This is a genomic window from Pseudomonas mandelii (assembly GCF_024138395.1).
GTDB classification, from domain to species: Bacteria; Pseudomonadota; Gammaproteobacteria; order Pseudomonadales; family Pseudomonadaceae; genus Aquipseudomonas; species Aquipseudomonas mandelii_E.
This window is the reverse complement of the sequence record NZ_JAMYDU010000008.1, coordinates 149396-169791: the sequence shown is the minus strand read 5'-3', so window position 1 is coordinate 169791 and position 20396 is coordinate 149396. Positions and strand designations below refer to the sequence as shown.

Sequence of the window (20396 nt, the reverse complement as noted above, 5' to 3'; positions counted from 1 at the left end):
CACATGAATGATTTACAGCTCGACGACTTCAAAACCGATGAAAACGCCGCCATGGTGTTATTGGTGGACGATCAGGCGATGATCGGCGAGGCGGTGCGGCGTGGTTTGTCGAACGAAGAAAATATCGACTTCCATTTCTGTGCTGACCCGCACCAGGCCATCGCCCACGCGGTGCGCATCAAGCCGACGGTGATCCTTCAGGATCTGGTCATGCCTGGCCTCGACGGCCTGAGCCTGGTGCGCGAGTACCGTAATCACCCGGCGACCAAGGACATTCCGATCATTGTTCTGTCGACCAAGGAAGATCCGCTGATCAAGAGCGCGGCTTTTGCCGCCGGTGCCAATGACTATCTGGTCAAACTGCCGGACAACATCGAACTGGTGGCGCGCATCCGCTATCACTCGCGCTCCTACATGACCCTGCTGCAGCGTGACGCGGCGTATCGCGCGCTGCGGGTCAGCCAGCAGCAGTTACTCGACACCAACCTGGTGCTGCAGCGCTTGATGAACTCCGACGGCCTGACCGGGCTGTCGAATCGCCGGCATTTCGATGAATACCTGGAGCTTGAGTGGCGGCGTTCGCTGCGGGACCAGACCCAACTGTCGTTGTTGATGATCGACGTCGACTACTTCAAGTCCTTCAATGACAGCTTCGGCCACCTCGAAGGCGATGAAGCGCTGCGCAAAGTCGCCACGGCGATTCGCGACGCCAGCTCCAGACCTTCGGACTTGCCGGCCCGTTACGGCGGCGAAGAGTTCGTCCTGGTCCTGCCCAACACCTCCCCGGGCGGTGCGCGGCTGGTGGCGGAAAAACTGCGCCAGACCGTGGCCGGGTTGAAGATCCCGCACATTTTCCCGACCGAAGGTTCAAGCCTGACCATCAGCATCGGCCTCTCGACCCTGATCCCCCAGCCGGGCAGCGATTGCCGGCAATTGATCTCGGCGGCGGACAAGGGGCTGTACCTGGCGAAGAACAATGGACGTAATCAGGTGGGGATCGAATAGGGTACGTCCCGTAGCGCTGTAGCGCTGTAGTGCTGTAGCAGCTGCCGAGCCCGCGAGGCTGCGTTCGACGGCGCAGCCGTCGTAAAAGCAGACAACGCTGTCGTTCATGAAAACCGCGACACAGGGTTTGCGAGGACTTCGTCCTCGAACGCAGCCTCGCAGGCTCGGCAGCTGCTACGGTGCTACAGGCACCCGCGTTATTCCTGTGTTCAGCCCCAAACTCATTCGCCGCTAAAGCCGCCAGGCGGGCTGCCTTGACAGCTTCATTACGTTATACTCGTCGGCTTTCAAAAGTTCGCCAACGAGTGCTGCCCGCCATGGAAATCAACCCGATCCTTAACAGTATCAAGGACCTGTCCGAGCGCTCCGAAACTATTCGGGGGTATCTTTGACTACGATCAAAAGCATGAGCGTCTGACTGAAGTCAATCGCGAGCTTGAAGATCCGAGTGTCTGGAACAACCCGTCGTACGCCCAGGAGCTGGGCCGCGAGCGGTCGCTGCTGGCTCAGATCGTCGAAACCCTCGACGAAATGCACAGCGGTCTGGCCGATGCCAAAGACCTGCTGCTGATGTCCGCCGAAGAAGAAGACCAGGCCGCCGTCGATGACGTCGCTGCCGAAGTCGAGCGCCTGCGCGAGTCCCTGGAAAAACTTGAATTCCGTCGCATGTTCAGCGGTGAGATGGACGCCAACAACGCCTACCTGGACATCCAGGCCGGCTCCGGCGGAACCGAGGCTCAGGACTGGGCCAACATCCTGCTGCGCATGTACCTGCGCTGGGCGGATAAACGCGGTTTCGACGCGACCATCATGGAGCTGTCGGCCGGTGAAGTCGCCGGTATCAAAGGCGCTACCGTGCACATCAAGGGCGAATACGCCTTTGGCTGGCTGCGTACCGAAATCGGCGTACACCGTCTGGTGCGCAAGAGCCCGTTCGACTCCGGCAACCGTCGTCACACCTCGTTCTCGGCGGTGTTCGTGTCGCCGGAAATCGATGACAACATCGAAATCGACATCAACCCATCGGACCTGCGCATCGACACCTACCGCTCCTCCGGTGCCGGTGGTCAGCACGTTAACACCACCGACTCGGCCGTACGGATTACCCACGTACCGACCAACACTGTGGTCAGCTGCCAGAACGAACGTTCCCAGCATGCGAACAAAGACACCGCGATGAAAATGTTGCGGGCGCGTTTGTATGAGCAGGAAGTGCAGAAGCGCAACGCCGCTTCCCAGGCGCTGGAAGACACCAAGTCGGATATCGGCTGGGGTCATCAGATCCGTTCGTATGTGCTCGATGCCTCGCGGATCAAGGATCTGCGTACCAACATCGAACGCAGCGACTGCGACAAGGTGCTCGACGGCGACATCGACGAATACCTGGTAGCCAGCTTGAAACAAGGGCTTTAACGCACGCCCGATGGGGGTCAATACGACCCCTGTAGGAGCGAGGCTTGCCCGCGAACCCCGGCGAATGCCGGGGGCAACGAACCTGATGGAATATTTAAAGACATGAGCGACCTACAACTCGACCCGCAAGCCCTGCAACAGGAAGAAAACTCCCTGATCGCCCTGCGCAAGGAAAAGCTTGCTGCCGAGCGCGCCAAGGGCAATGCCTTCCCCAACGACTTCCGCCGCGACAATTACTGCGAAGACTTGCAGAAACAGTACGCGGACAAGACCAAGGAAGAGCTGGCAGAGGCTGCAATTCCGGTCAAGGTGGCGGGTCGCATCATGCTCAACCGTGGCTCGTTCATGGTGATTCAGGACATGACCGGGCGGATTCAGGTTTACGTCAACCGTAAAACCCTGTCCGAAGACACCCTGGCCGCGGTGAAAACCTGGGACATGGGCGACATCATTGCCGCCGAAGGCACCCTGGCGCGTTCCGGCAAGGGCGACCTGTACGTCGAAATGACCAGCGTGCGCCTGCTGACCAAATCCCTGCGCCCACTGCCGGACAAGCACCACGGCCTGACCGACACCGAACAGCGCTACCGTCAGCGTTACGTTGACCTGATCGTCAACGAAGAGGTGCGCCAGACCTTCCGCGTTCGCTCGCAAGTGATTGCCCACATCCGCAGCTTCCTGATGAAGCGTGACTTCCTGGAAGTGGAAACGCCGATGCTGCAAACCATTCCGGGCGGCGCGGCGGCCAAGCCATTCGAAACCCACCACAACGCGCTGGACATGGAAATGTTCCTGCGTATCGCGCCTGAGCTGTACCTCAAGCGCTTGGTAGTCGGCGGTTTCGAGAAAGTCTTCGAGATCAACCGCAACTTCCGTAACGAAGGCGTTTCGACGCGTCACAACCCTGAATTCACCATGTTGGAGTTCTACCAGGCTTACGCCGACTACGAAGACAACATGGACCTGACCGAAGAGCTGTTCCGCGAACTGGCGCAGCTGGTTCTGGGCAGCACCGACGTGCCTTACGGCGACAAAGTGTTCCACTTCGGCGAGCCATTCGTGCGTCTGTCGGTGTTCGACTCGATCCTCAAGTACAACCCTGAGCTGACCGCTGACGACCTGACTGACATCGACAAGGCCCGCACCATCGCCAAGAAGGCCGGCGCCAAGGTGCTGGGCTTTGAAGGTCTGGGCAAATTGCAGGTGATGATTTTCGAAGAGCTGGTCGAGCACAAGCTGGAGCAGCCGCACTTCATCACCCAGTACCCGTTCGAAGTGTCGCCGCTGGCTCGTCGTAACGACGAGAACCCGAACGTCACCGACCGTTTCGAACTGTTCATTGGCGGCCGTGAAATCGCCAACGCCTACTCCGAGTTGAACGACGCGGAAGACCAGGCTGAGCGTTTCATGGCGCAGGTGGCCGACAAGGACGCCGGCGACGACGAAGCCATGCACTACGACGCCGACTTCGTTCGCGCGCTGGAGTACGGCATGCCGCCAACGGCCGGTGAAGGGATCGGCATCGACCGTCTGGTGATGTTGCTGACCAACTCACCGTCGATCCGCGACGTGATCCTGTTCCCGCACATGCGGCCACAAGCGTAAATGTTTCAATTAAAAAGCCGCCTATAACAGGCGGCTTTTTATTGCCTGTCTGGTACAAACGTATCAATTGGTTACTTTTGACGTTTAGAGAGGAATACCTGTCGTGAATCGTGCAATGGCTCAAGAAGGTGCAGCGGGTATCGCCACTGCGGTCGCTGAAAGTGTTCAGTACCAGGGCCGCAAGGCCAGCCGACAGGGCAGCGAACAGCGTCGACAGGACATTCTCGACGCGGCGATGCGCATTGTCGTGCGCGATGGCGTGCGGGCCGTGCGCCACCGTGCAGTGGCCGCTGAAGCGGGTGTGCCGCTGTCGGCCACCACCTACTATTTCAAGGACATCGATGACCTGCTCACCGATACCTTCGCTCAATACGTGGAGCGCAGCGCTGCGTTCATGGCCCGGTTGTGGGCCAGCAACGAAGGCCTGTTGCGCGAGATGGTTGTCAGCGGCGATGGCACCGCCGAGTCCCGCTCACAGCTGGCGGATGATATCGCACGGCTGATGGCTGACTATGTTCATCGGCAATTGATCAATCGCCGCGAGCATCTGATGGCCGAGCAAGCCTTCCGCCAGGAAGCGTTGCTCAACCCGCGCCTGGCGTTGTTGGTGCGCTCCCATCAGCAAATTCTCCTGCAGGGCACCTGCCAACTTTTCGAAGTATTGGGTTCCCGTGAGCCACAACAAGATGCCAAAGTGTTGACGGCGATTATCGGACGGATGGAATATCAGGGCCTGCTCAACGACGCCGAGCCTGTTGCCGAAGAGGAAATGCTCGGCATCCTAAACCGCTACATGCATTTGGTGCTGGCGTCGGTGTAACCCGGTACTCCGATCGTTCCCACGCTCTGCGTGGGAATGCCGCCCGGGACGCTCCGCGTCCCTTACCGACGTGACGCAGAGCGTCACCGGATGCGTTCCCACGCAGAGCGTGGGTACGATCAACTGAGGTCGGCGTTATGTTCATAGGGAGTGTTGAATGAAAGCCTGGCGCGTCATTGTGATCGCCTTGTCGATCCTGCTGCTTAGTGGCTGTCTGGTGACCTTCAAGGAGCCGCTGCCCGCCAGCGAGCCCGCGCCCAAAGGGTTGCTCGGCAAATGGACCAGCACCAATGCCTGGGGCGAGCCGATGAACCTGGAACTGACGCGCATCGGCGACAATCGCTATCAGGCGGTCAGCTACTTCAAGGCCAACCCCCATGAACGTGAAGCCTATCCCTTCACCGTGTCGCGCCATGGCAATCGCTGGTACCTGTCGGCGAAGGTGCCGGCGCAGTTCGGCGGGAATTTCACCATCACCGGCTTCGAGCTCAACGATAAGCACGAACTGGTGGTCTACAACCTCGACCTCGAGCAGATCAAACAGGCCATGGGCCAAGAAGCCCTAAGTGGCCAAGGCTTCCAGACCGACGACGGCGACGGGGTGTTGATCGATAACAGCCTGGATCAGGTGTTTGCCTACCTCGATGATCCGGCCAATTCCGATGTTTTCGTCGAAGCGGTGCGCTACCAGCGCCTGGCCAAAACCAAATAAACCCAGCACGTAACGGTTTTACTACAGGAGTTTCGGGTGGACGAATACCAGCAGACGATACGCATTTTGTCCGATCGCATAGTGCTGGCGCAGACGCCGATTCGCGTTCTGGATGCGGTCAAGTGGGACGACAGCATTCGCAAGGGGTTCTTCAAAGGCAAGGGCAAGGAAATGCCGGCCGTGGACCGCGACTATTACCTCAATCGACCGCTGGCATTTGACTCCAGCAAAGTGAAGCTGGAATTCCAGAACATCGAGCGCGACATCACCCGCCAGCTCGGCCAGTTCAACCCGGTCGGCCAGATCATGCGTCGCATGTGCAAGGAATACCGGATGGTGGTGCGCATGCTCGAAGCGCGCGGCACCGAGGATTTCGGGCTGATTTCCCAGGAGTTGTATGGCGCGGCGTCCGATGCGTTTCACGCCGGCGACCCCACCCTGGCCGACCTGGGCCTGATGCTCTCCGATTACCTGAACAACATCGATGGCCGTGGCGACCTCAAGGACGAACCGAAAATCCTCACCGCCAAGGAAGCCGTCGACCTGCTGCAACATCGGTTGAACAAGGTGTTTGGCGAAAACGAGGAAACCATTCGGGTGTTCGAATCCGACGGGATCGTCGCCGATGCCGCAGCCGGTGCCGACTACATCAAGATCCGCGCCGACGCGATGTTCAACGACCGCGACGTGCGTGCGCTGGAAGTCCATGAAGGGCTGGTGCACGTGGGCACCACGCTTAACGGCCTGAATCAGCCGATCTGCACCTTCCTGTCCAAGGGCCCGCCGTCGTCCACCGTGACCCAGGAAGGCCTGGCGATCCTGATGGAAATCATCACCTTCGCCTCCTACCCGAGCCGCCTGCGCAAACTGACCAACCGCACCCGCGCCATTCATATGGTGGAGGAGGGCGCGGACTTCTTGCAGATCTATGATTTCTTCTGTGAGCAAGGCTTCGAAATGGCCGAAAGCTATGGCAATGCGAGTCGGGTTTTCCGCGGCTCGGTGCCGACCGGTCTGCCATTTACCAAAGACTTGTCCTACCTCAAGGGCTTTATCATGGTTTACAACTACATTCAGTTGGCCGTGCGTAAAGGCAAGTTGGAGCAGATACCGCTATTGTTTTGTGGCAAGACCACGCTGGAAGACATGCGGACCTTGCGCCAATTGGTGGACGAAGGCCTGGTGGTGCCGCCCAAGTACTTGCCCGACCAATTCCGCGACATGAACGCGCTGTCGGCCTGGATGTGCTTCTCCAACTTCCTCAACCACCTGAGCCTGGACCGGATCGAAGCGGATTATTCCAATATCCTGTGATCACCACACACCCTGTAGGAGCGAGGCTTGCCCGCGAAGAACGATAATGCGATCTAACAGATACACCGCGTTATCGTTCTTCGCGGGCAAGCCTCGCTCCTACGGACCTGCTATCAATCGTTAGTGCGAGGCTTCACCGGATGAGAATCCTCGGCATCTTTTGTCTGCTCCTGGCCCTCGGCGGTTGCGACTCTCTGCTGTTCTATCCCGAGCCCGGCCAGCCGTTCACCCCGGGAAAAGCCAAACTCGAATTCCGCGACGTCACCCTGACCACCGCTGACGGCCTCAAGCTGCATGGCTGGTGGCTGCCGGCAAAAAAAGGTGTCGAAGTCAAAGGCACGGTGCTGCATCTGCACGGCAATGGCGGCAATCTGGCGTGGCATCTGGGTGGGAGTTGGTGGTTGCCGGAGCAGGGCTATCAAGTGTTGCTGGTGGACTATCGCGGGTACGGTTGGTCCGAAGGTAAACCGGCGTTGCCAGCGATCTATCAAGACATCGACGCCGCGTTCAAATGGCTCGACCAGGCTCCGGAGGTCAAGGGCACGCCACTGATCCTTCTCGGTCAGAGCCTTGGCGGTTCGATGGCCGTGCATTTCCTGGCCCGGCATCCCGAGCGCCAGCGGCAACTCAAGGCATTTGTGCTCGATGGCGTGCCTGCCAGTTACCGCGATGTCGGGCGTTTCGCCCTGAGCACGTCATGGATGACCTGGCCATTTCAGGTGCCGTTGTCCTGGTTGGTGCCGGATGGCGACAGCGCGATCCATTCCATGAAGAAGCTCAACGGCGTGCCGAAACTGATGTATCAGAGTATCGACGATCAGTTGGTGCCCCTTTCCAACGGCATCCGTCTGTATCAAGCTGCGCCGCCGCCGCGAGTGCTGCAACTGACCCGAGGCGGTCATGTGCAAACCTTCGCCGACCCGGTCTGGCGCAAGGTCATGCTGCGCTACCTCGAAGACCCGCAGCATTTCGACGGCCTGCGCCGCCTGGGTGAAATCCCTAATTACCCGGCACCCCCGAATTCTGAAGATGAACCACCAGAGAGTCCGCAATGAGTGAAGAACGTAACGCCATCCCGCTGATCATCACCGGTATTTGCAGCATCCTCGGCACCGTTGGTGCCCTGTGGTGGTACGGCTACTTGCACTTCGCCAAGCCCGAAGATGCGCTACTGCTCAGCGACTTCACCATGCTCAAGACTGTGCCAGGCGAAGACTACAAGGTCTCCCTGGAACCAGCCCCGCAAGTGGCCCAGTGCATCGATGGCGTGCTGGTGCTGTTCGACACCGACCAGAAAGGCCTGACCGGCGTGCTGATCAACAGCAAGAAAAAAGCCGTGCGCTGCATGGGTGAGGAAACGCCGCAAAAACTCGAACAATGAACTTCCCGTAGGAGCGAGGCTTGCCCGCGAAGAACGATGATTCGGTGTATCTGTTAGACCGCATCATCGTTCTTCGCGGGCAAGCCTCGCTCCTACGGACTGTCTAGTCCTGAAACAGTAAAACAGACGCCATAAAAAAGCCCCGCCTGATCAACTCAGGCGGGGCTTTTAAGGTTCAGCGTGGCCAGCTTATTTGGCGCTGATCGCCGAACGCGGAATGACCGGCTGGTTGTCATTGGAAATGGTCACTTCCACCCGACGGTTCATCGCACGGCCCGAGATGCTGGAGTTCTCTGCCACGGGGTATTCCTTGCCATAACCCTGGGCCACGATGCGCGCAGGATCTACACCCATCTTGATCAGGGCCACTTGCACCGAGGTCGCGCGACGCTCGGACAGCGACTGGTTGTACGACGCCGAACCGGTGCTGTCGGTGTAGCCTTCGACAATCACTTTACGGTCCGGGTTTTCCTGAAGAAACTGCGCCAGTTTGTTGATATTCACCAAACCGTTGGACTTCAGGTCAGCCTTGTTGGTGGCGAACAGCACGTCACCGAAGGTCACCAGCGTGCCGCGATCGGTCTGTTTGGCGTTCAGGCTGTCCTGCAGCTGCTTGATTTGCTGGTCGCGGGCATCCAGACGCGCCTGGGCCCGTTGTGCCGCGGCATTTTTCAGGTTGTTTTCAGCGGTGCGCAGGGCGATGGTCTGCTTGGCCACTTCAACACGCTGATTGGTCAGGTAAGCCAGTTGGTCGACCTTGGCCTGGTCTTCACGATCCAGGTAAGCCTTTTCGGCCTTGTCCAGGTATTCGCTGGCGTCTTTGGTTTCCAGCGCCGCAACTTTGCTCGCTTGCGGGTTGGCTTGCAGGCCGGTGTAGTTGGTACGGGCTTGTTCCAGGTTCGCGTTGGGCGGTGTGGAGCAGGCAGCCAGTGCAACGCTTGCGGCCAGGAGGGCGGGGATCATCAATTGTTTGCGCATAATGGTTCGTCCTTTCTATCGATAAGAGTTTCAGGTCTGAAAATCGGGATGCGCGCTTATTGCACGGTGCGCTGACTTTCCTGACGCAGTTCCTGAACACCTTTCTGGGAATCCTTCACAGCTTGTTCGGCTTTCATCGCCTGAGCCTTGCGCTCGGCAACACGGGCGTCCCACTCGGCTTGCTCGGCCAGCATTCTGGCTTCGTCATACTTCTTGTCGTGCATGGCGATTTCGGCTTGTTTGAGCTTGTCTTGAGCGGCCTTCATTTCCACGGCGGCGAATTCGGTACCGCCGGCGCTGACGGCGTTGTTCACGGCCGATTGGGTCACGGCGTATTGCTCGCTCGGCGGGTTACCGGCGCAACCGGCCAGAACGAAGCTGCTGCCGATCGCCAGGGCCGCCAGTTTGAGACCGCGCAGGTGGGTGAACGAGGATGGGGCAGTGCTGGTCTTCATGGTCTTCAACTCCATTGGATAACTCCTGAAAAACATCTGAATCCATCCTGGGCAAGGAGCCGCAACCGACAATTTCCAGAGTGCTTTTTGAAACGGCCGTCCCAGGCGTGGTTACTGGGTTGACCCCAGGTGTTTTTCAAAAGTTCAGAGAAGATGGCTTTTCGCCCGAAAAAAACTGATCGAGCAGACAAGGCTCTAGGACGGGAACTTTAGCGATGTGCGGTGGTATCTCTGGGCTTTCATAGGCTCAGGAGTGCATCATTTTTAAGGAGGAATGCGACCCTTGTGGGAGCGAGCTTGCTCGCGATAGCGTCAGCACAGTCGACATCAATGGTGGCTGACAGACAGCTATCGCGAGCAAGCTCGCTCCCACAATTTGATATGGGTTAAATCAGTGTTTTTTTGCTTGTCAATCGGTCGACAAGTCGTGCAAATGACGACGGGACAAGGCGAGAAAACGCGGGGTCGCACCGACGTCTTCGTACAGCGGATCACCTTCTTCGTCGGTGGCAACCACCGTTGACCCTTTCACATACGGAAAGCTCGCTTCGAGTTCTTCCAGAGCGGCGCCGATCAGCTCGCCGAGCAGTTCTTCGGGGTGTCGTTTAGGGTACATCTCGATAATCGCCGCCAGCCGCGCGGCCGCTTCCACGTCCAGACGAATCGTGTAGCCCGTGTCGGTCAGGCGACCCTTGGCGTTTTCTTCCCAATGCTTGGCGAGCTCGCGGATTTTCATAATGACCTCATTGCGCACCTGCTCGTGGCAGGCCGGGTGAGTGGCCGGCGGTGGCCGGCGGCAAGCCGTTGTACGGCTTATTGTTGAGACTAGCTGCAAGGCTCGGGGTTTGAGGTCCCCTCGTCGTCTGCTTGTAAGAACCGCTTTAGGACGGCACTCTCTATTATCAAAGCATAGCCGCCCGGATTTTCGCTGGAGAACTGCTGATGACCGATATTGATGCACGCTTGCGCGAGGACGTTCACCTGTTGGGTGAGCTATTGGGCAACACCATTCGTGAACAGTACGGGGACGACTTTCTCGACAAGATCGAGCAGATCCGCAAAGGTGCCAAGGCTGATCGTCGCGGTTCGATGGACGCCGAGCTTAGCGCCAGCCTCAACCAGTTGAGCGAAGACGAGTTGCTGCCGGTGGCGCGGGCGTTCAACCAGTTCCTCAACCTGGCCAATATCGCCGAGCAATATCAGCTGATTCATCGCCGCGAAGAGTCGCAGCCCGAGCCGTTCGAGGCCCGGGTGTTGCCGGAACTGCTCGCTCGTTTGCTGACCGCGGGCCATGATGCCGAGTCCTTGGCGCGGCAATTGGGGCGGCTGGAAATCGAGCTGGTATTGACCGCGCACCCCACCGAAGTGGCGCGTCGCACGCTGATTCAGAAATACGACGCGATCGCCGCGCAACTGGCCGCCCAGGACCACCGTGACCTGACCTCCGCCGAGCGCGAGCAGATCAAGACGAAGTTGCAGCGCCTGATCGCCGAAGCCTGGCACACCGAAGAAATCCGCCGCACCCGACCGACACCGGTGGACGAAGCCAAGTGGGGCTTCGCGGTGATCGAGCATTCGCTGTGGCAGGCGATTCCCAACTATTTGCGCAAGGCCGATCAGGCCCTGCATGCCGCCACCGGCCTGCACCTGCCACTGGAGGCCGCGCCGATTCGCTTTGCCTCGTGGATGGGCGGCGACCGCGACGGCAACCCCAACGTCACCGCCGCCGTGACCCGCGAAGTGTTGCTGCTGGCGCGCTGGATGGCCGCCGATTTGTACCTGCGCGATGTGGATCACCTCGCCGCCGAGTTGTCGATGCAGCAGGCCAGTGACGAGTTGAAAGCCAAGGCCGGCGACAGCGCCGAGCCTTACCGCGCAGTGCTCAAGCAATTGCGTGAACGCCTGCGCGCAACCCGTAATTGGGCCCACGCCTCCTTGACGGCAACCACGTCAGCGTCGGCCGATGTGCTGCAAAACAATCGTGACCTGCTGGACCCGCTGGAGCTCTGCTACCACTCGCTGCATGAATGCGGCATGGGCGTCATCGCCGATGGCCCGTTGCTCGATTGCCTGCGCCGTGCGGTGACGTTCGGGTTGTTTCTGGTGCGCCTCGATGTGCGCCAGGACTCGTCCCGCCACACGGCGGCCATGACCGAAATCACCGATTACCTCGGCTTGGGCCATTATGAGGATTGGAGCGAAGAGGAGCGCATCGCCTTCCTGATGCGCGAACTGAACAATCGCCGGCCATTGGCGCCGGCGTACTTCAAGCCGTCTGCCGACACCGCCGAAGTGCTGGCGACGTGCCGGGAAATCGCCGCGGCACCGGGGGCTTCCCTCGGTTCGTATGTGATTTCGATGGCCGGTGCTGCTTCCGACGTGCTGGCCGTGCAATTGCTGCTCAAAGAGTCTGGCGTATTGCGGCCGATGCGCGTGGTGCCACTGTTCGAAACCCTCGCCGACCTCGATAACGCCGGCCCGGTGATCGAAAAACTCTTGCTGCTGCCGGGCTATCGCTCGCGCCTGCAAGGGCCGCAGGAAGTGATGATCGGTTATTCCGACTCGGCCAAGGACGCCGGCACCACCGCAGCGGCCTGGGCACAGTATCGGGCGCAGGAGCGTTTGGTCGACATCTGTCACGAACAGCAAGTAGAGCTGCTGTTGTTCCACGGTCGCGGTGGCACCGTGGGCCGTGGTGGTGGTCCGGCGCACGCGGCGATTCTGTCGCAGCCGCCAGGGTCGGTGGCGGGGCGTTTCCGCACCACCGAGCAGGGGGAAATGATTCGTTTCAAATTCGGCCTGCCGGACATCGCCGAGCAAAACCTCAATCTGTACCTGGCGGCGGTGCTGGAGGCGACCTTGTTGCCGCCACCACCACCTGAGCCTGCCTGGCGCCATTTGATGGACGAATTGGCCGCCGATGGCGTCAAGGCTTACCGCGCCGTGGTGCGAGAGAATCCGCAGTTCGTCGAGTATTTCCGCCAATCTACCCCGGAGCAGGAGTTGGGGCGTTTGCCGTTGGGCAGCCGCCCGGCCAAGCGCCGTGCTGGCGGGATTGAAAGCCTACGCGCCATTCCATGGATCTTCGGCTGGACCCAGACGCGTCTGATGCTACCTGCCTGGCTCGGCTGGGAAGCAGCGCTGAGCAAGGCGCTGGAGCGCGGCGAAGGCGAGTTGCTGGGGCAGATGCGCGAGCAGTGGCCGTTCTTCCGTACCCGCATCGATATGCTGGAAATGGTGCTGGCCAAGGCCGACGCCGATATCGCCCAGTCCTATGATGAGCGCCTGGTCGAGCCGGATCTGCTTCCTTTGGGGGCGCATTTACGCGACCTATTGTCGCAGGCTTGTGCGGTGGTCCTGGGGTTGACCGGTCAGTCGCAGCTACTGGCACATAGCCCAGCTACCCTTGAATTCATCCGCCTGCGCAACACATACCTCGACCCGCTGCATCTATTGCAGGCCGAACTGTTGGCACGTTCGCGGCAACAGGATGTGGCCCAGGGCAGCCCGGTAGAACAGGCGTTACTGGTGTCTGTGGCGGGGATTGCCGCCGGTTTGCGAAATACCGGCTAAGGTTTTCGTCGTGGGGGACAGGCACCCGGCGCGAGCGTCGAGTGCCTGCTGGCGAGCGGTCGAAAAGGTCTGTCACGCGACAGTTAATGATGGGGTTGCGACTTGGGTCACCCCTTGGCAGGGTCTCATCAGGCGCGGGTTTCTCCGACTTTCGGCGGCTTGTGTGGGCCGGGCCTGCTGTGTATCTTGATCAGCCTTTGGCCGTTTGGGCGGTCACGACCCTATTTTTTGAGATTGGCCCCACGAGGCGAATCCTTTGTTATTTAAATAAAAAATTGAGGAGCACATCGATGCGCGTCATTCTGCTGGGAGCTCCCGGGGCCGGTAAAGGTACTCAGGCTAAGTTCATCACCGAGAAATTCGGCATTCCGCAAATCTCCACCGGCGACATGCTGCGTGCTGCTGTAAAAGCCGGTACCGAGCTGGGTGTTAAAGCCAAAGGCATCATGGATGCCGGTGGTCTGGTCTCTGACGATCTGATCATCGCTCTGGTCAAGGACCGTATCGCGCAGCCTGACTGTGCCAACGGTTTCCTGTTCGACGGTTTCCCGCGCACCATTCCACAAGCTGAAGCGTTGGTTGAAGCTGGCGTGGAGCTGGACAACGTGGTCGAAATCGCCGTCGATGACGAAGAAATCGTTCAGCGTATCGCCGGCCGTCGCGTTCACGAGGCCAGCGGCCGCGTGTACCACACCGTCTACAACCCGCCAAAAATCGCCGGTAAAGACGACATCACCGGTGAAGAGCTGGTGCAGCGCAAGGACGACACCGAAGAAACCGTGCGTCATCGCCTGTCGGTCTACCACTCCCAGACCAAACCACTGGTGGAGTTCTACCAAGGTCTGGCGTCTGCACAGGGCAAGCCGAAATACAGCCATATTCCGGGTGTTGGCTCGGTTGAAGTGATCACTGGCAAGGTGCTTGAAGCACTGAGCTGAAAAGTCTGATCGGCTTCATCTTCTACGGCCCGCTTGCGGGCCGTAGTTGTTTATACTGACGCACTTTTTTCTGATCTCTCTTACGGAAACATCGATGAGCACCTTGCTGGCCCTGGACACCGCGACTGAAGCTTGCTCCGTTGCCTTGCTGCACGACGGCAAAGTCACGAGTCATTACGAGGTGATCCCGCGCCTGCATGCGCAGAAGCTGTTGCCGATGATCCAGCAACTGCTGGCCGATGCCGGGACCACGCTGCAAGCGGTCGATGCCATTGCATTCGGCCGTGGACCGGGCGCGTTCACCGGTGTGCGGATCGCCATCGGCGTGGTGCAAGGTCTGGCGTTTGCGCTGGATCGCCCGGTGTTGCCGGTCTCCAATCTTGCCGTACTCGCTCAACGGGCTTATCGCGAACACGGCGTCAGCCAGGTCGCGGCGGCCATCGATGCGCGCATGGATGAGGTGTATTGGGGTTGCTACCGCGAAACGGCGGGGGAGATGCGACTGGTGGGCAACGAAGCGGTATTGCCACCCGAAGCCGCTGCGTTGCCGGCCGATGCCAACGGCGAGTGGTTCGGCGCTGGCACCGGTTGGGGATATGCCGAGCGCATTGCCGTCAACCTGAGCGGGCAGGATGCGGGCATGCTGCCCCACGCGGAAGACCTGCTGACCCTGGCGCGTTTTGCCTGGGAGCGCGGTGAAGCGATCGTGGCCGATCAGGCGCAGCCGGTGTATCTGCGCGATAAAGTCGCAACCCCGAAAGCGCGTTAATCCTTGATACTGAGTTGATCCCTTCGCGGGCAAGCCTCGCTCCTACAGGTTTTGCACCAGTCGAAATATCGGCGATATCCTGTAGGAGCGAGCGGTGCGGCGATCCGACTTGCCCGCGAAGGCAATCTCCCCAGTGATAGCCAATCGTCAGTTTTCTACCTGCCGCTTTTAAACCTTTTGTCTTTTATGTGTTCTAGTTATCACTCGGCGGTTTGCGAAGTGGGTTATGCGCCATTAAACTGCCATCATTGATACCGGACATGTACTCATGCGTATAGACGGCGTTTCCTCTCAGTCCTACCCCATCAAGCGCAAGCCTCGCAAAGGCCATGTGTCTGAGGACGACTCCGTCGATATCGACGGCGAGCTGGAATTCCCTACCGAAGAGCAATTGGCCGCCCGCGCCGCCAAAGCCTCCGCGCAACGCCTGAGCAATCTTCCCGCTCGTCAACAAGACATGATTTATCACCGTGCCATGAGCAAAAGCGTGGCGATGGCACTGGCCAGTTACCTGAGCACCGCCACTTTTGTCGATTGGGATGCGGATGTACTGGGTCTCGACCTGTACATCTGATGCTGCCTTACTACCTCGGCTGCCCGTCCTGGAGTGAAAACGCCTGGCGCGATTACTTGTATCCACAAGACGCCAGGCCCGCCGAGTTTCTCAATCTTTATTCGCAAGTATTCAACGCCGTGGAAGGCAATACGACCTTCTACGCGAGCCCCTCTGCCGCCACCGTGCAGCGCTGGGCCGAAACCATGCCCGAACACTTTCGTTTCACCGCCAAGTTCCCCGGCGACATCAGCCATAGCGGCGACCTGCGCGAACAACTGACCGCTGCCGAAACCTTCGTGCAATTGCTCAGCCCTTTGGGTGAACGGGTTTCTCCTCTCTGGCTGCAATTATCGAAAAGCTTCACCCCTCAACGCTTGTCCGAGCTGGCCGGTTTTATCGACGCGGTGGACCGGCCCTTGGCGGTCGAAGTGCGACATGATGAGTTCTTCGCCAAGGGCGATGCCGAGCGAATGCTCAATCGCCTATTGCTGGACCGCGGTGTCGAGCGCATCTGCCTCGATCCGCGAGCGCTGTTCAGCTGCACCTTGATCGATCCTTCGGTGCTCCACGCCCAATCGAAAAAGCCCAGGGTGCCACCTCGCCCTGCAGCGTTTACTCAATTCCCACAAGTGCGCTTCATCGGCCATCCTGTGCTTGAAGCCAACGATCCATTCCTGGTGCCGTGGGTCGAGAAAATCGCTGTCTGGATCGAAGAGGGCCGCACGCCCTATATTTTCCTGCACACCGCCGATAACCTGCTGGCGGCAAAACTCGCCCAACGTTTTCACGCACAACTGATGCTGCGTTTGCCTGGCTTGCCGCCGCTGCCTGAGCTATACAGAGAACCCGCCGCCGAGCAACTTGGCTTGCTGTAGGAGCCAGGCTTGCCGGCGAAGGCGTCCTTGAGTGCGCCTTCGCCGGCAAGCCTGGCTCCTACGAAAAGCCGGTTTATTCGGCATTGGGGTTCTTTCCCCCTTTTCAGGAGCCTGCCAATGGATGCGCAAACCCTTCGAGCCCAGGCGTTCAAAGCACTGCACGAACGCGAGGGCGCTTTTGTCATTCCCAACCCTTGGGACGCCGGCTCGGCGAAAATGCTCGCCAGCCTTGGCTTCGAGGCGCTGGCGACCACCAGTGCCGGTTACGCCTTTTCCCGGGGGCGTCCCGACGGTGGGCTGACGCTCGACGAGACCCTGGCGAACGTTGAAGCAATTGTCGCGGCCACTGATTTGCCGGTAGCGGTGGATCTCGAAAACGGTTTTGCCGATGCCCCTGCGGATTGCGCTCAAAGTATTGTGCGCGCGGCCAAGGCCGGTGCGGTCGGCGGTTCGATAGAAGATGCCACCGGGCGCGAGGACGGTCCGATCTATTGCTTCGAACATGCCGTTGCGCGCATTGAAGCTGCTGTCGCGGCGGCCCGCAGCTTGCCTTTTCCTTTCGTGCTGACAGCACGTGCCGAGAACTTTCTGCATGGCAATCCTGACCTCGACGATACCATTCGCCGCTTGCAGGCATTCGCCGAGGCGGGGGCCGACGTGCTTTATGCACCGGGCCTGCGCAGCGCTGAAGAGGTCTTGGCGGTGGTTCGCGCCGTGGCGCCAAAACCGGTCAATGTATTGATGTCCGGCGGGCTCAAGTTGACGGTCGAGCAGTTGAGTGAAATGGGCGTCAAACGCATCAGCGTCGGTTCGGCCCTGGCGCTGGCGGCGTATGGCGAGTTCTTCCGCGCCGCCGAGGAAATCCAGCAACACGGGACCTTCGGTTTCACCTCTCGGTCGATGCCGTTCCAGAAGGCCAATCAATTGTTCAAAGGCTGACGATGCGGTTTCGGTGGGGGCTGTTGCTGGTGCTGTTGATCATCGGCGCTGCCGGGTTGAGCGTCTGGCGCGGCTGGGTTGCCATTCCCCCGCAATGGAACCCGTGGGCGCCGCTGGACGTAAAGGCCGAACCGAACCTGCTGACCCGCTACAAACTGATGCGTCTGCGTGATGATCCGCAGTTATGCGACCAGGCCCTCAGCAGCTCAGATTTGCGGGTGGCCCGTCAGGCCGACAGCCCGGACGCGGCCTGCCCATTGACCAACGCTTTGCGTGTGCAAGGTGGCGAGGTGGCGCTGAGCAGCAGTTTCCTCGCCAGTTGCCGTCTGGCGGTGGCGTTCGCTTTGTTCGAACGCCACGCCCTGCAACCGGCGGCTCAGGCTGTCTACGGGCAGGCGGTGAAACGGGTCGACCATCTCGGCAGCTTTGCCTGTCGTAACGTCTACAACCGCGAAAACGGCAGACGCAGTCAGCATGCCACGGCTGATGCACTGGATATCAGCGGATTCCGGCTGGCGGACGGCCGATCGATCAGTGTGCTCAGGGATTGGCCGAAGGATAATCGGGACGCGCGATTTCTCCGTCAGGTCCGCGACGGCGCCTGCGACATGTTCAGTGTGGTATTGAGCCCGGACTACAACGCCGCCCATCGCAATCACTTTCACGTGGATGTCGGGCCGTGGTGGCGGTGTCGCTGAAGGGTTATGCGGCGATGCGCAGGTTCTGCAGAACGATCGGGCGTGCCCAGCCGTTATCGAAATCGAATTGTTTCTGTTGTTCCAACAGCTCTTCAGGCGAGAACGGCGGGAATGGCTTGTCCAGCAGCTCAAGTTCGAACTCGGCGATCGGCAAGCGCAGCGGACGCGGTTGCGGCGCGGTGCCAGGTTCTGGCAGCGGTTGACCGGCGGTGAGCACGATCGGGCGTACCCAGCCGCTGTCGAAGTCCTGTTGTTTCTGTTGCGCGACGATTTCTTCCGGCGGGAACGGCGGGAATGGCTTGTCGGCCAGGTCCATTTCGAACTCGGCAATCGGCAGGAACAGTGGCTCGGGTGGACGGACTGGTGTTTCGATCACATCACATTCGCGCTGGGAAATGATGTGTGCCAGCAGCTCGCTGCCAACGGTCGGTTCGACCGGGCTGTCGAGATCGACCGGCGGAAAATTCAGCGATTCAGGCAGCACTTCACCCGGCTGTTCGGCCAGCGCTCGGGCAAAGAAATCCTGCCAGATGTGGCTGACGCCGCTCAGTGCCTGGGTGTTTCGCAGGTTGTAGTCGCCGTAGGGCGAGATAAAACCTGTGAATGTGGATTGAATGTCTGACATTTCTCTCGGTCGACGCTCAGCTCTGGCAAAATGCTCGATAGTTTGGTTATCGGCCGTTTTTGCCGATCATTAATTTTTTGAGCGTGTTTTCCCATGATTGAGCAACTTGCGGCCTGCCGCATCCATGTCGAGGCCTTGGGCACGACCTTTCAGCCACAGGCCGAAAAGTGGGCCGAGCGCCTGGGGTTGCCGTTGCAGGTGGATGACGGCGAGTTTGCCTTGCAGGTGGGCGAGCAGGGGTTGCAGCTGCAGCAGCTCGGGCCGGATGCACCGGGACCGGTGCGAGTGGATTTTGTCGAGGGTGGCGCGGCCCATCGTCGGTTGTACGGCGGCGGCAGCGGTCAGATGATCGCCAAGGCGGTCGGCGTCGCCCAAGGCGTGCGCCCGCGCGTGCTGGACGCCACGGCGGGGTTGGGCAAGGACGCGTTCGTGCTGGCCAGCCTGGGCTGCGAGATGAGCCTGATCGAGCGTCAGCCGCTGATCGGTGCCTTGCTTGAAGATGGCTTGGCGCGCGGCGCGGAAGATTTCGACGTGGCACCGATTGTGGCGCGGATGCGTTTGCTCAAGGGCAATTCGATCGAGGTAATGCGCAACTGGGAAGGCGAGCCACCGCAGGTGATTTACCTCGACCCAATGTTTCCCCATCGTGAGAAAACTGCGTTGGTGAAGAAGGAAATGCGCCTGTTCCGGCCGCTGGTAGGCGATGACCCGGATGCGCCGGCATTGCTCGCAGCGGCGTTGGCCCTGGCCAGTCACCGGGTGGTGGTCAAACGCCCACGCAAGGCGCCATGCATCGATGGGCCGAAGCCGAGTCATGCGCTGGATGGCAAATCCAGTCGATACGACATTTATCCGAAGAAAGCGCTCAAGCCCTGAGACCGCGTCGCCCCATTCGCGGGCAAGCCTCGCTCCTACAGATTATTTGTCGTGTTCAACATCCGCGACCACTCAAATCCTGTAGGAGCGAGGCTTGCCCGCGAAGGCGTCAGTCCGGTCACTAAAAAACCATCAGACCGACCCCGGTCGATAAGCCCGCATAAACAGCCCCACCACTTCCCGCACATGGGCTTCAGCCGCATCCCCGATCACCGGCTCGCCGCAGCCATACAACAAGCGGAAATTCCCCGCGCCTTTGAGCAGGCAAAAGAAATGCTCTGCCGCATTGCGCGGTTTATCGATGCTCAACGCGCCGCTCTGATTGACCTTGCTCAACAACCCCTCCATGCCGTGTAGCACGCGCTCTGGCCCGGCCTCGAAGAAGATCGCCGAGAGTTTCGGGTCCTGGCTACCCAGCGTCATCATCAGCCGGTGCAGGTTCACCGATTCGTCGCTGTTGATCAGCTGATGAAAGCCGCGCGCGATGTTCAGCAGCACGGTTTCCACCGCAATGCCGTCCGGCAATTCAAAAAACAGCGTTGGCAGTTGCTCCTCGCACTTGGCCATCACCGCGGCGGCGAACAGCGTCTCTTTGTCGTTGAAATGGCTATAGACCGTCAGCTTCGACACGCCGGCCTCGGCCGCCACGGCATCCATGCTGGTGTTGGCGTATCCCTTACTCAGAAACAGGATTTTCGCCGCATCGAGGATTGCCTGGCGCTTGGCCAGATCCTTGGGACGGCCCGGACCACTGGGTGTTGAAAGATTGTTAGACATTCTTCGCTTTAATACTGGACTGGTGAGTTTGCTATTAATAACATACTGGTCAGTATAATTATTCCAAGCACCATTAGCGAAAGGTCC

21 protein-coding genes are annotated in these 20396 nt (G+C 59.6%); 16 read left to right on the top strand and 5 right to left on the bottom strand.

From position 1 onward, the window contains the following. Positions 1 to 3: 3 nt before the first annotated feature. From NHU87_RS15130 to NHU87_RS15095, 8 genes are all read left to right on the top strand, one after another. Positions 4 to 1005 (top strand): response regulator, encoded by a 1002-nt coding sequence (locus NHU87_RS15130; RefSeq protein WP_253549945.1) that lies wholly within the window; start codon positions 4 to 6, stop codon positions 1003 to 1005. A 317-nt stretch (positions 1006 to 1322) separates the two neighbouring features. Beyond that, positions 1323 to 2418 (top strand): peptide chain release factor 2 gene (gene prfB / locus NHU87_RS15125; RefSeq protein WP_095920368.1). Its coding sequence is split into 2 segments (ribosomal slippage): positions 1323 to 1394 and positions 1396 to 2418, totalling 1095 coding nucleotides; the frame shifts between segments, so codons are not numbered across the junction. A gap of 102 nt (positions 2419 to 2520) precedes the next feature. Next, positions 2521 to 4023: a lysine--tRNA ligase gene (gene lysS / locus NHU87_RS15120; protein WP_063342616.1), complete on the top strand. Its 1503-nt coding sequence runs from the start codon at positions 2521 to 2523 to the stop codon at positions 4021 to 4023. 103 nt (positions 4024 to 4126) lie between these two features. Continuing rightward, entirely contained in the window at positions 4127 to 4843 is a 717-nt protein-coding gene (locus tag NHU87_RS15115; RefSeq protein WP_253549942.1) for a TetR/AcrR family transcriptional regulator, read from the top strand. 157 nt (positions 4844 to 5000) lie between these two features. Next, complete coding sequence (locus NHU87_RS15110; protein WP_253549939.1) at positions 5001 to 5555, top strand: hypothetical protein; 555 nt, start codon at positions 5001 to 5003, stop codon at positions 5553 to 5555. 36 nt (positions 5556 to 5591) lie between these two features. Further along, positions 5592 to 6869, top strand: a complete 1278-nt coding sequence (locus tag NHU87_RS15105) for a flavohemoglobin expression-modulating QEGLA motif protein (RefSeq protein ID WP_052967470.1) — start codon at positions 5592 to 5594, stop codon at positions 6867 to 6869. A 140-nt stretch (positions 6870 to 7009) separates the two neighbouring features. Further along, positions 7010 to 7924 carry an alpha/beta hydrolase gene (locus tag NHU87_RS15100; protein WP_253549936.1) on the top strand — a complete coding sequence of 305 codons (915 nt, stop codon included), beginning with the start codon at positions 7010 to 7012 and terminating at the stop codon, positions 7922 to 7924. After that, positions 7921 to 8250 (top strand): hypothetical protein, encoded by a 330-nt coding sequence (locus NHU87_RS15095; RefSeq protein WP_007897662.1) that lies wholly within the window; start codon positions 7921 to 7923, stop codon positions 8248 to 8250. Before NHU87_RS15100 ends, NHU87_RS15095 begins: the two co-directional genes overlap by 4 nt. 189 nt (positions 8251 to 8439) lie before the next feature. Here the strand turns inward: NHU87_RS15095 and NHU87_RS15090 are convergent, their stop codons facing one another. From NHU87_RS15090 to NHU87_RS15080, 3 genes are all read right to left on the bottom strand, one after another. Next, positions 8440 to 9228, bottom strand: a complete 789-nt coding sequence (locus tag NHU87_RS15090; RefSeq protein WP_253549934.1) for an OmpA family protein — start codon at positions 9226 to 9228, stop codon at positions 8440 to 8442. Positions 9229 to 9284: 56 nt separating this feature from the next. Beyond that, on the bottom strand, positions 9285 to 9698 hold the full coding sequence (locus NHU87_RS15085; protein WP_052967474.1) for a DUF4398 domain-containing protein: 414 nt from the start codon (positions 9696 to 9698) through the stop codon (positions 9285 to 9287). Between the two features lie 394 nt (positions 9699 to 10092). Continuing rightward, on the bottom strand, positions 10093 to 10419 hold the full coding sequence (locus NHU87_RS15080) for a pilin assembly protein (RefSeq protein WP_237886590.1): 327 nt from the start codon (positions 10417 to 10419) through the stop codon (positions 10093 to 10095). A 206-nt stretch (positions 10420 to 10625) separates the two neighbouring features. Here NHU87_RS15080 and ppc point away from each other — a divergent pair, with 206 nt between their 5' ends. The 7 genes from ppc (at position 10626) to NHU87_RS15045 (ending at position 18031) form a co-directional block, all read left to right on the top strand. Beyond that, a complete protein-coding gene (gene ppc, locus NHU87_RS15075) occupies positions 10626 to 13256 on the top strand; it encodes a phosphoenolpyruvate carboxylase (RefSeq protein WP_253549931.1) in 2631 nt (876 codons plus the stop codon). A gap of 290 nt (positions 13257 to 13546) precedes the next feature. Then, positions 13547 to 14194 (top strand): adenylate kinase, encoded by a 648-nt coding sequence (gene adk / locus NHU87_RS15070; protein ID WP_007906266.1) that lies wholly within the window; start codon positions 13547 to 13549, stop codon positions 14192 to 14194. Between the two features lie 94 nt (positions 14195 to 14288). Further along, the gene (tsaB, locus tag NHU87_RS15065) at positions 14289 to 14963 is read left to right on the top strand and encodes a tRNA (adenosine(37)-N6)-threonylcarbamoyltransferase complex dimerization subunit type 1 TsaB (RefSeq protein WP_253549928.1); all 675 of its coding nucleotides are present in this window, start codon (positions 14289 to 14291) and stop codon (positions 14961 to 14963) included. A 268-nt stretch (positions 14964 to 15231) separates the two neighbouring features. After that, complete coding sequence (locus NHU87_RS15060) at positions 15232 to 15537, top strand: hypothetical protein (RefSeq protein ID WP_007940187.1); 306 nt, start codon at positions 15232 to 15234, stop codon at positions 15535 to 15537. Continuing rightward, entirely contained in the window at positions 15534 to 16394 is an 861-nt protein-coding gene (locus tag NHU87_RS15055) for a DUF72 domain-containing protein (protein ID WP_253550095.1), read from the top strand. Before NHU87_RS15060 ends, NHU87_RS15055 begins: the two co-directional genes overlap by 4 nt. 117 nt (positions 16395 to 16511) lie before the next feature. Beyond that, positions 16512 to 17333: an isocitrate lyase/PEP mutase family protein gene (locus NHU87_RS15050; protein WP_253549925.1), complete on the top strand. Its 822-nt coding sequence runs from the start codon at positions 16512 to 16514 to the stop codon at positions 17331 to 17333. A gap of 2 nt (positions 17334 to 17335) precedes the next feature. Continuing rightward, on the top strand, positions 17336 to 18031 hold the full coding sequence (locus NHU87_RS15045) for an extensin-like domain-containing protein (RefSeq protein WP_253549922.1): 696 nt from the start codon (positions 17336 to 17338) through the stop codon (positions 18029 to 18031). Positions 18032 to 18035: 4 nt separating this feature from the next. Here the strand turns inward: NHU87_RS15045 and NHU87_RS15040 are convergent, their stop codons facing one another. Then, positions 18036 to 18656 (bottom strand): energy transducer TonB, encoded by a 621-nt coding sequence (locus NHU87_RS15040; RefSeq protein ID WP_253549919.1) that lies wholly within the window; start codon positions 18654 to 18656, stop codon positions 18036 to 18038. A 93-nt stretch (positions 18657 to 18749) separates the two neighbouring features. Between NHU87_RS15040 and NHU87_RS15035 the strand changes: the two genes are divergently transcribed. Then, positions 18750 to 19532, top strand: a complete 783-nt coding sequence (locus NHU87_RS15035) for a class I SAM-dependent methyltransferase (protein WP_301271454.1) — start codon at positions 18750 to 18752, stop codon at positions 19530 to 19532. Between the two features lie 132 nt (positions 19533 to 19664). On the opposite strand, the gene NHU87_RS15030 is transcribed toward NHU87_RS15035, so the two are convergent. Next, positions 19665 to 20309, bottom strand: a complete 645-nt coding sequence (locus tag NHU87_RS15030; protein WP_253549915.1) for a TetR/AcrR family transcriptional regulator — start codon at positions 20307 to 20309, stop codon at positions 19665 to 19667. Positions 20310 to 20396 lie beyond the last annotated feature (87 nt).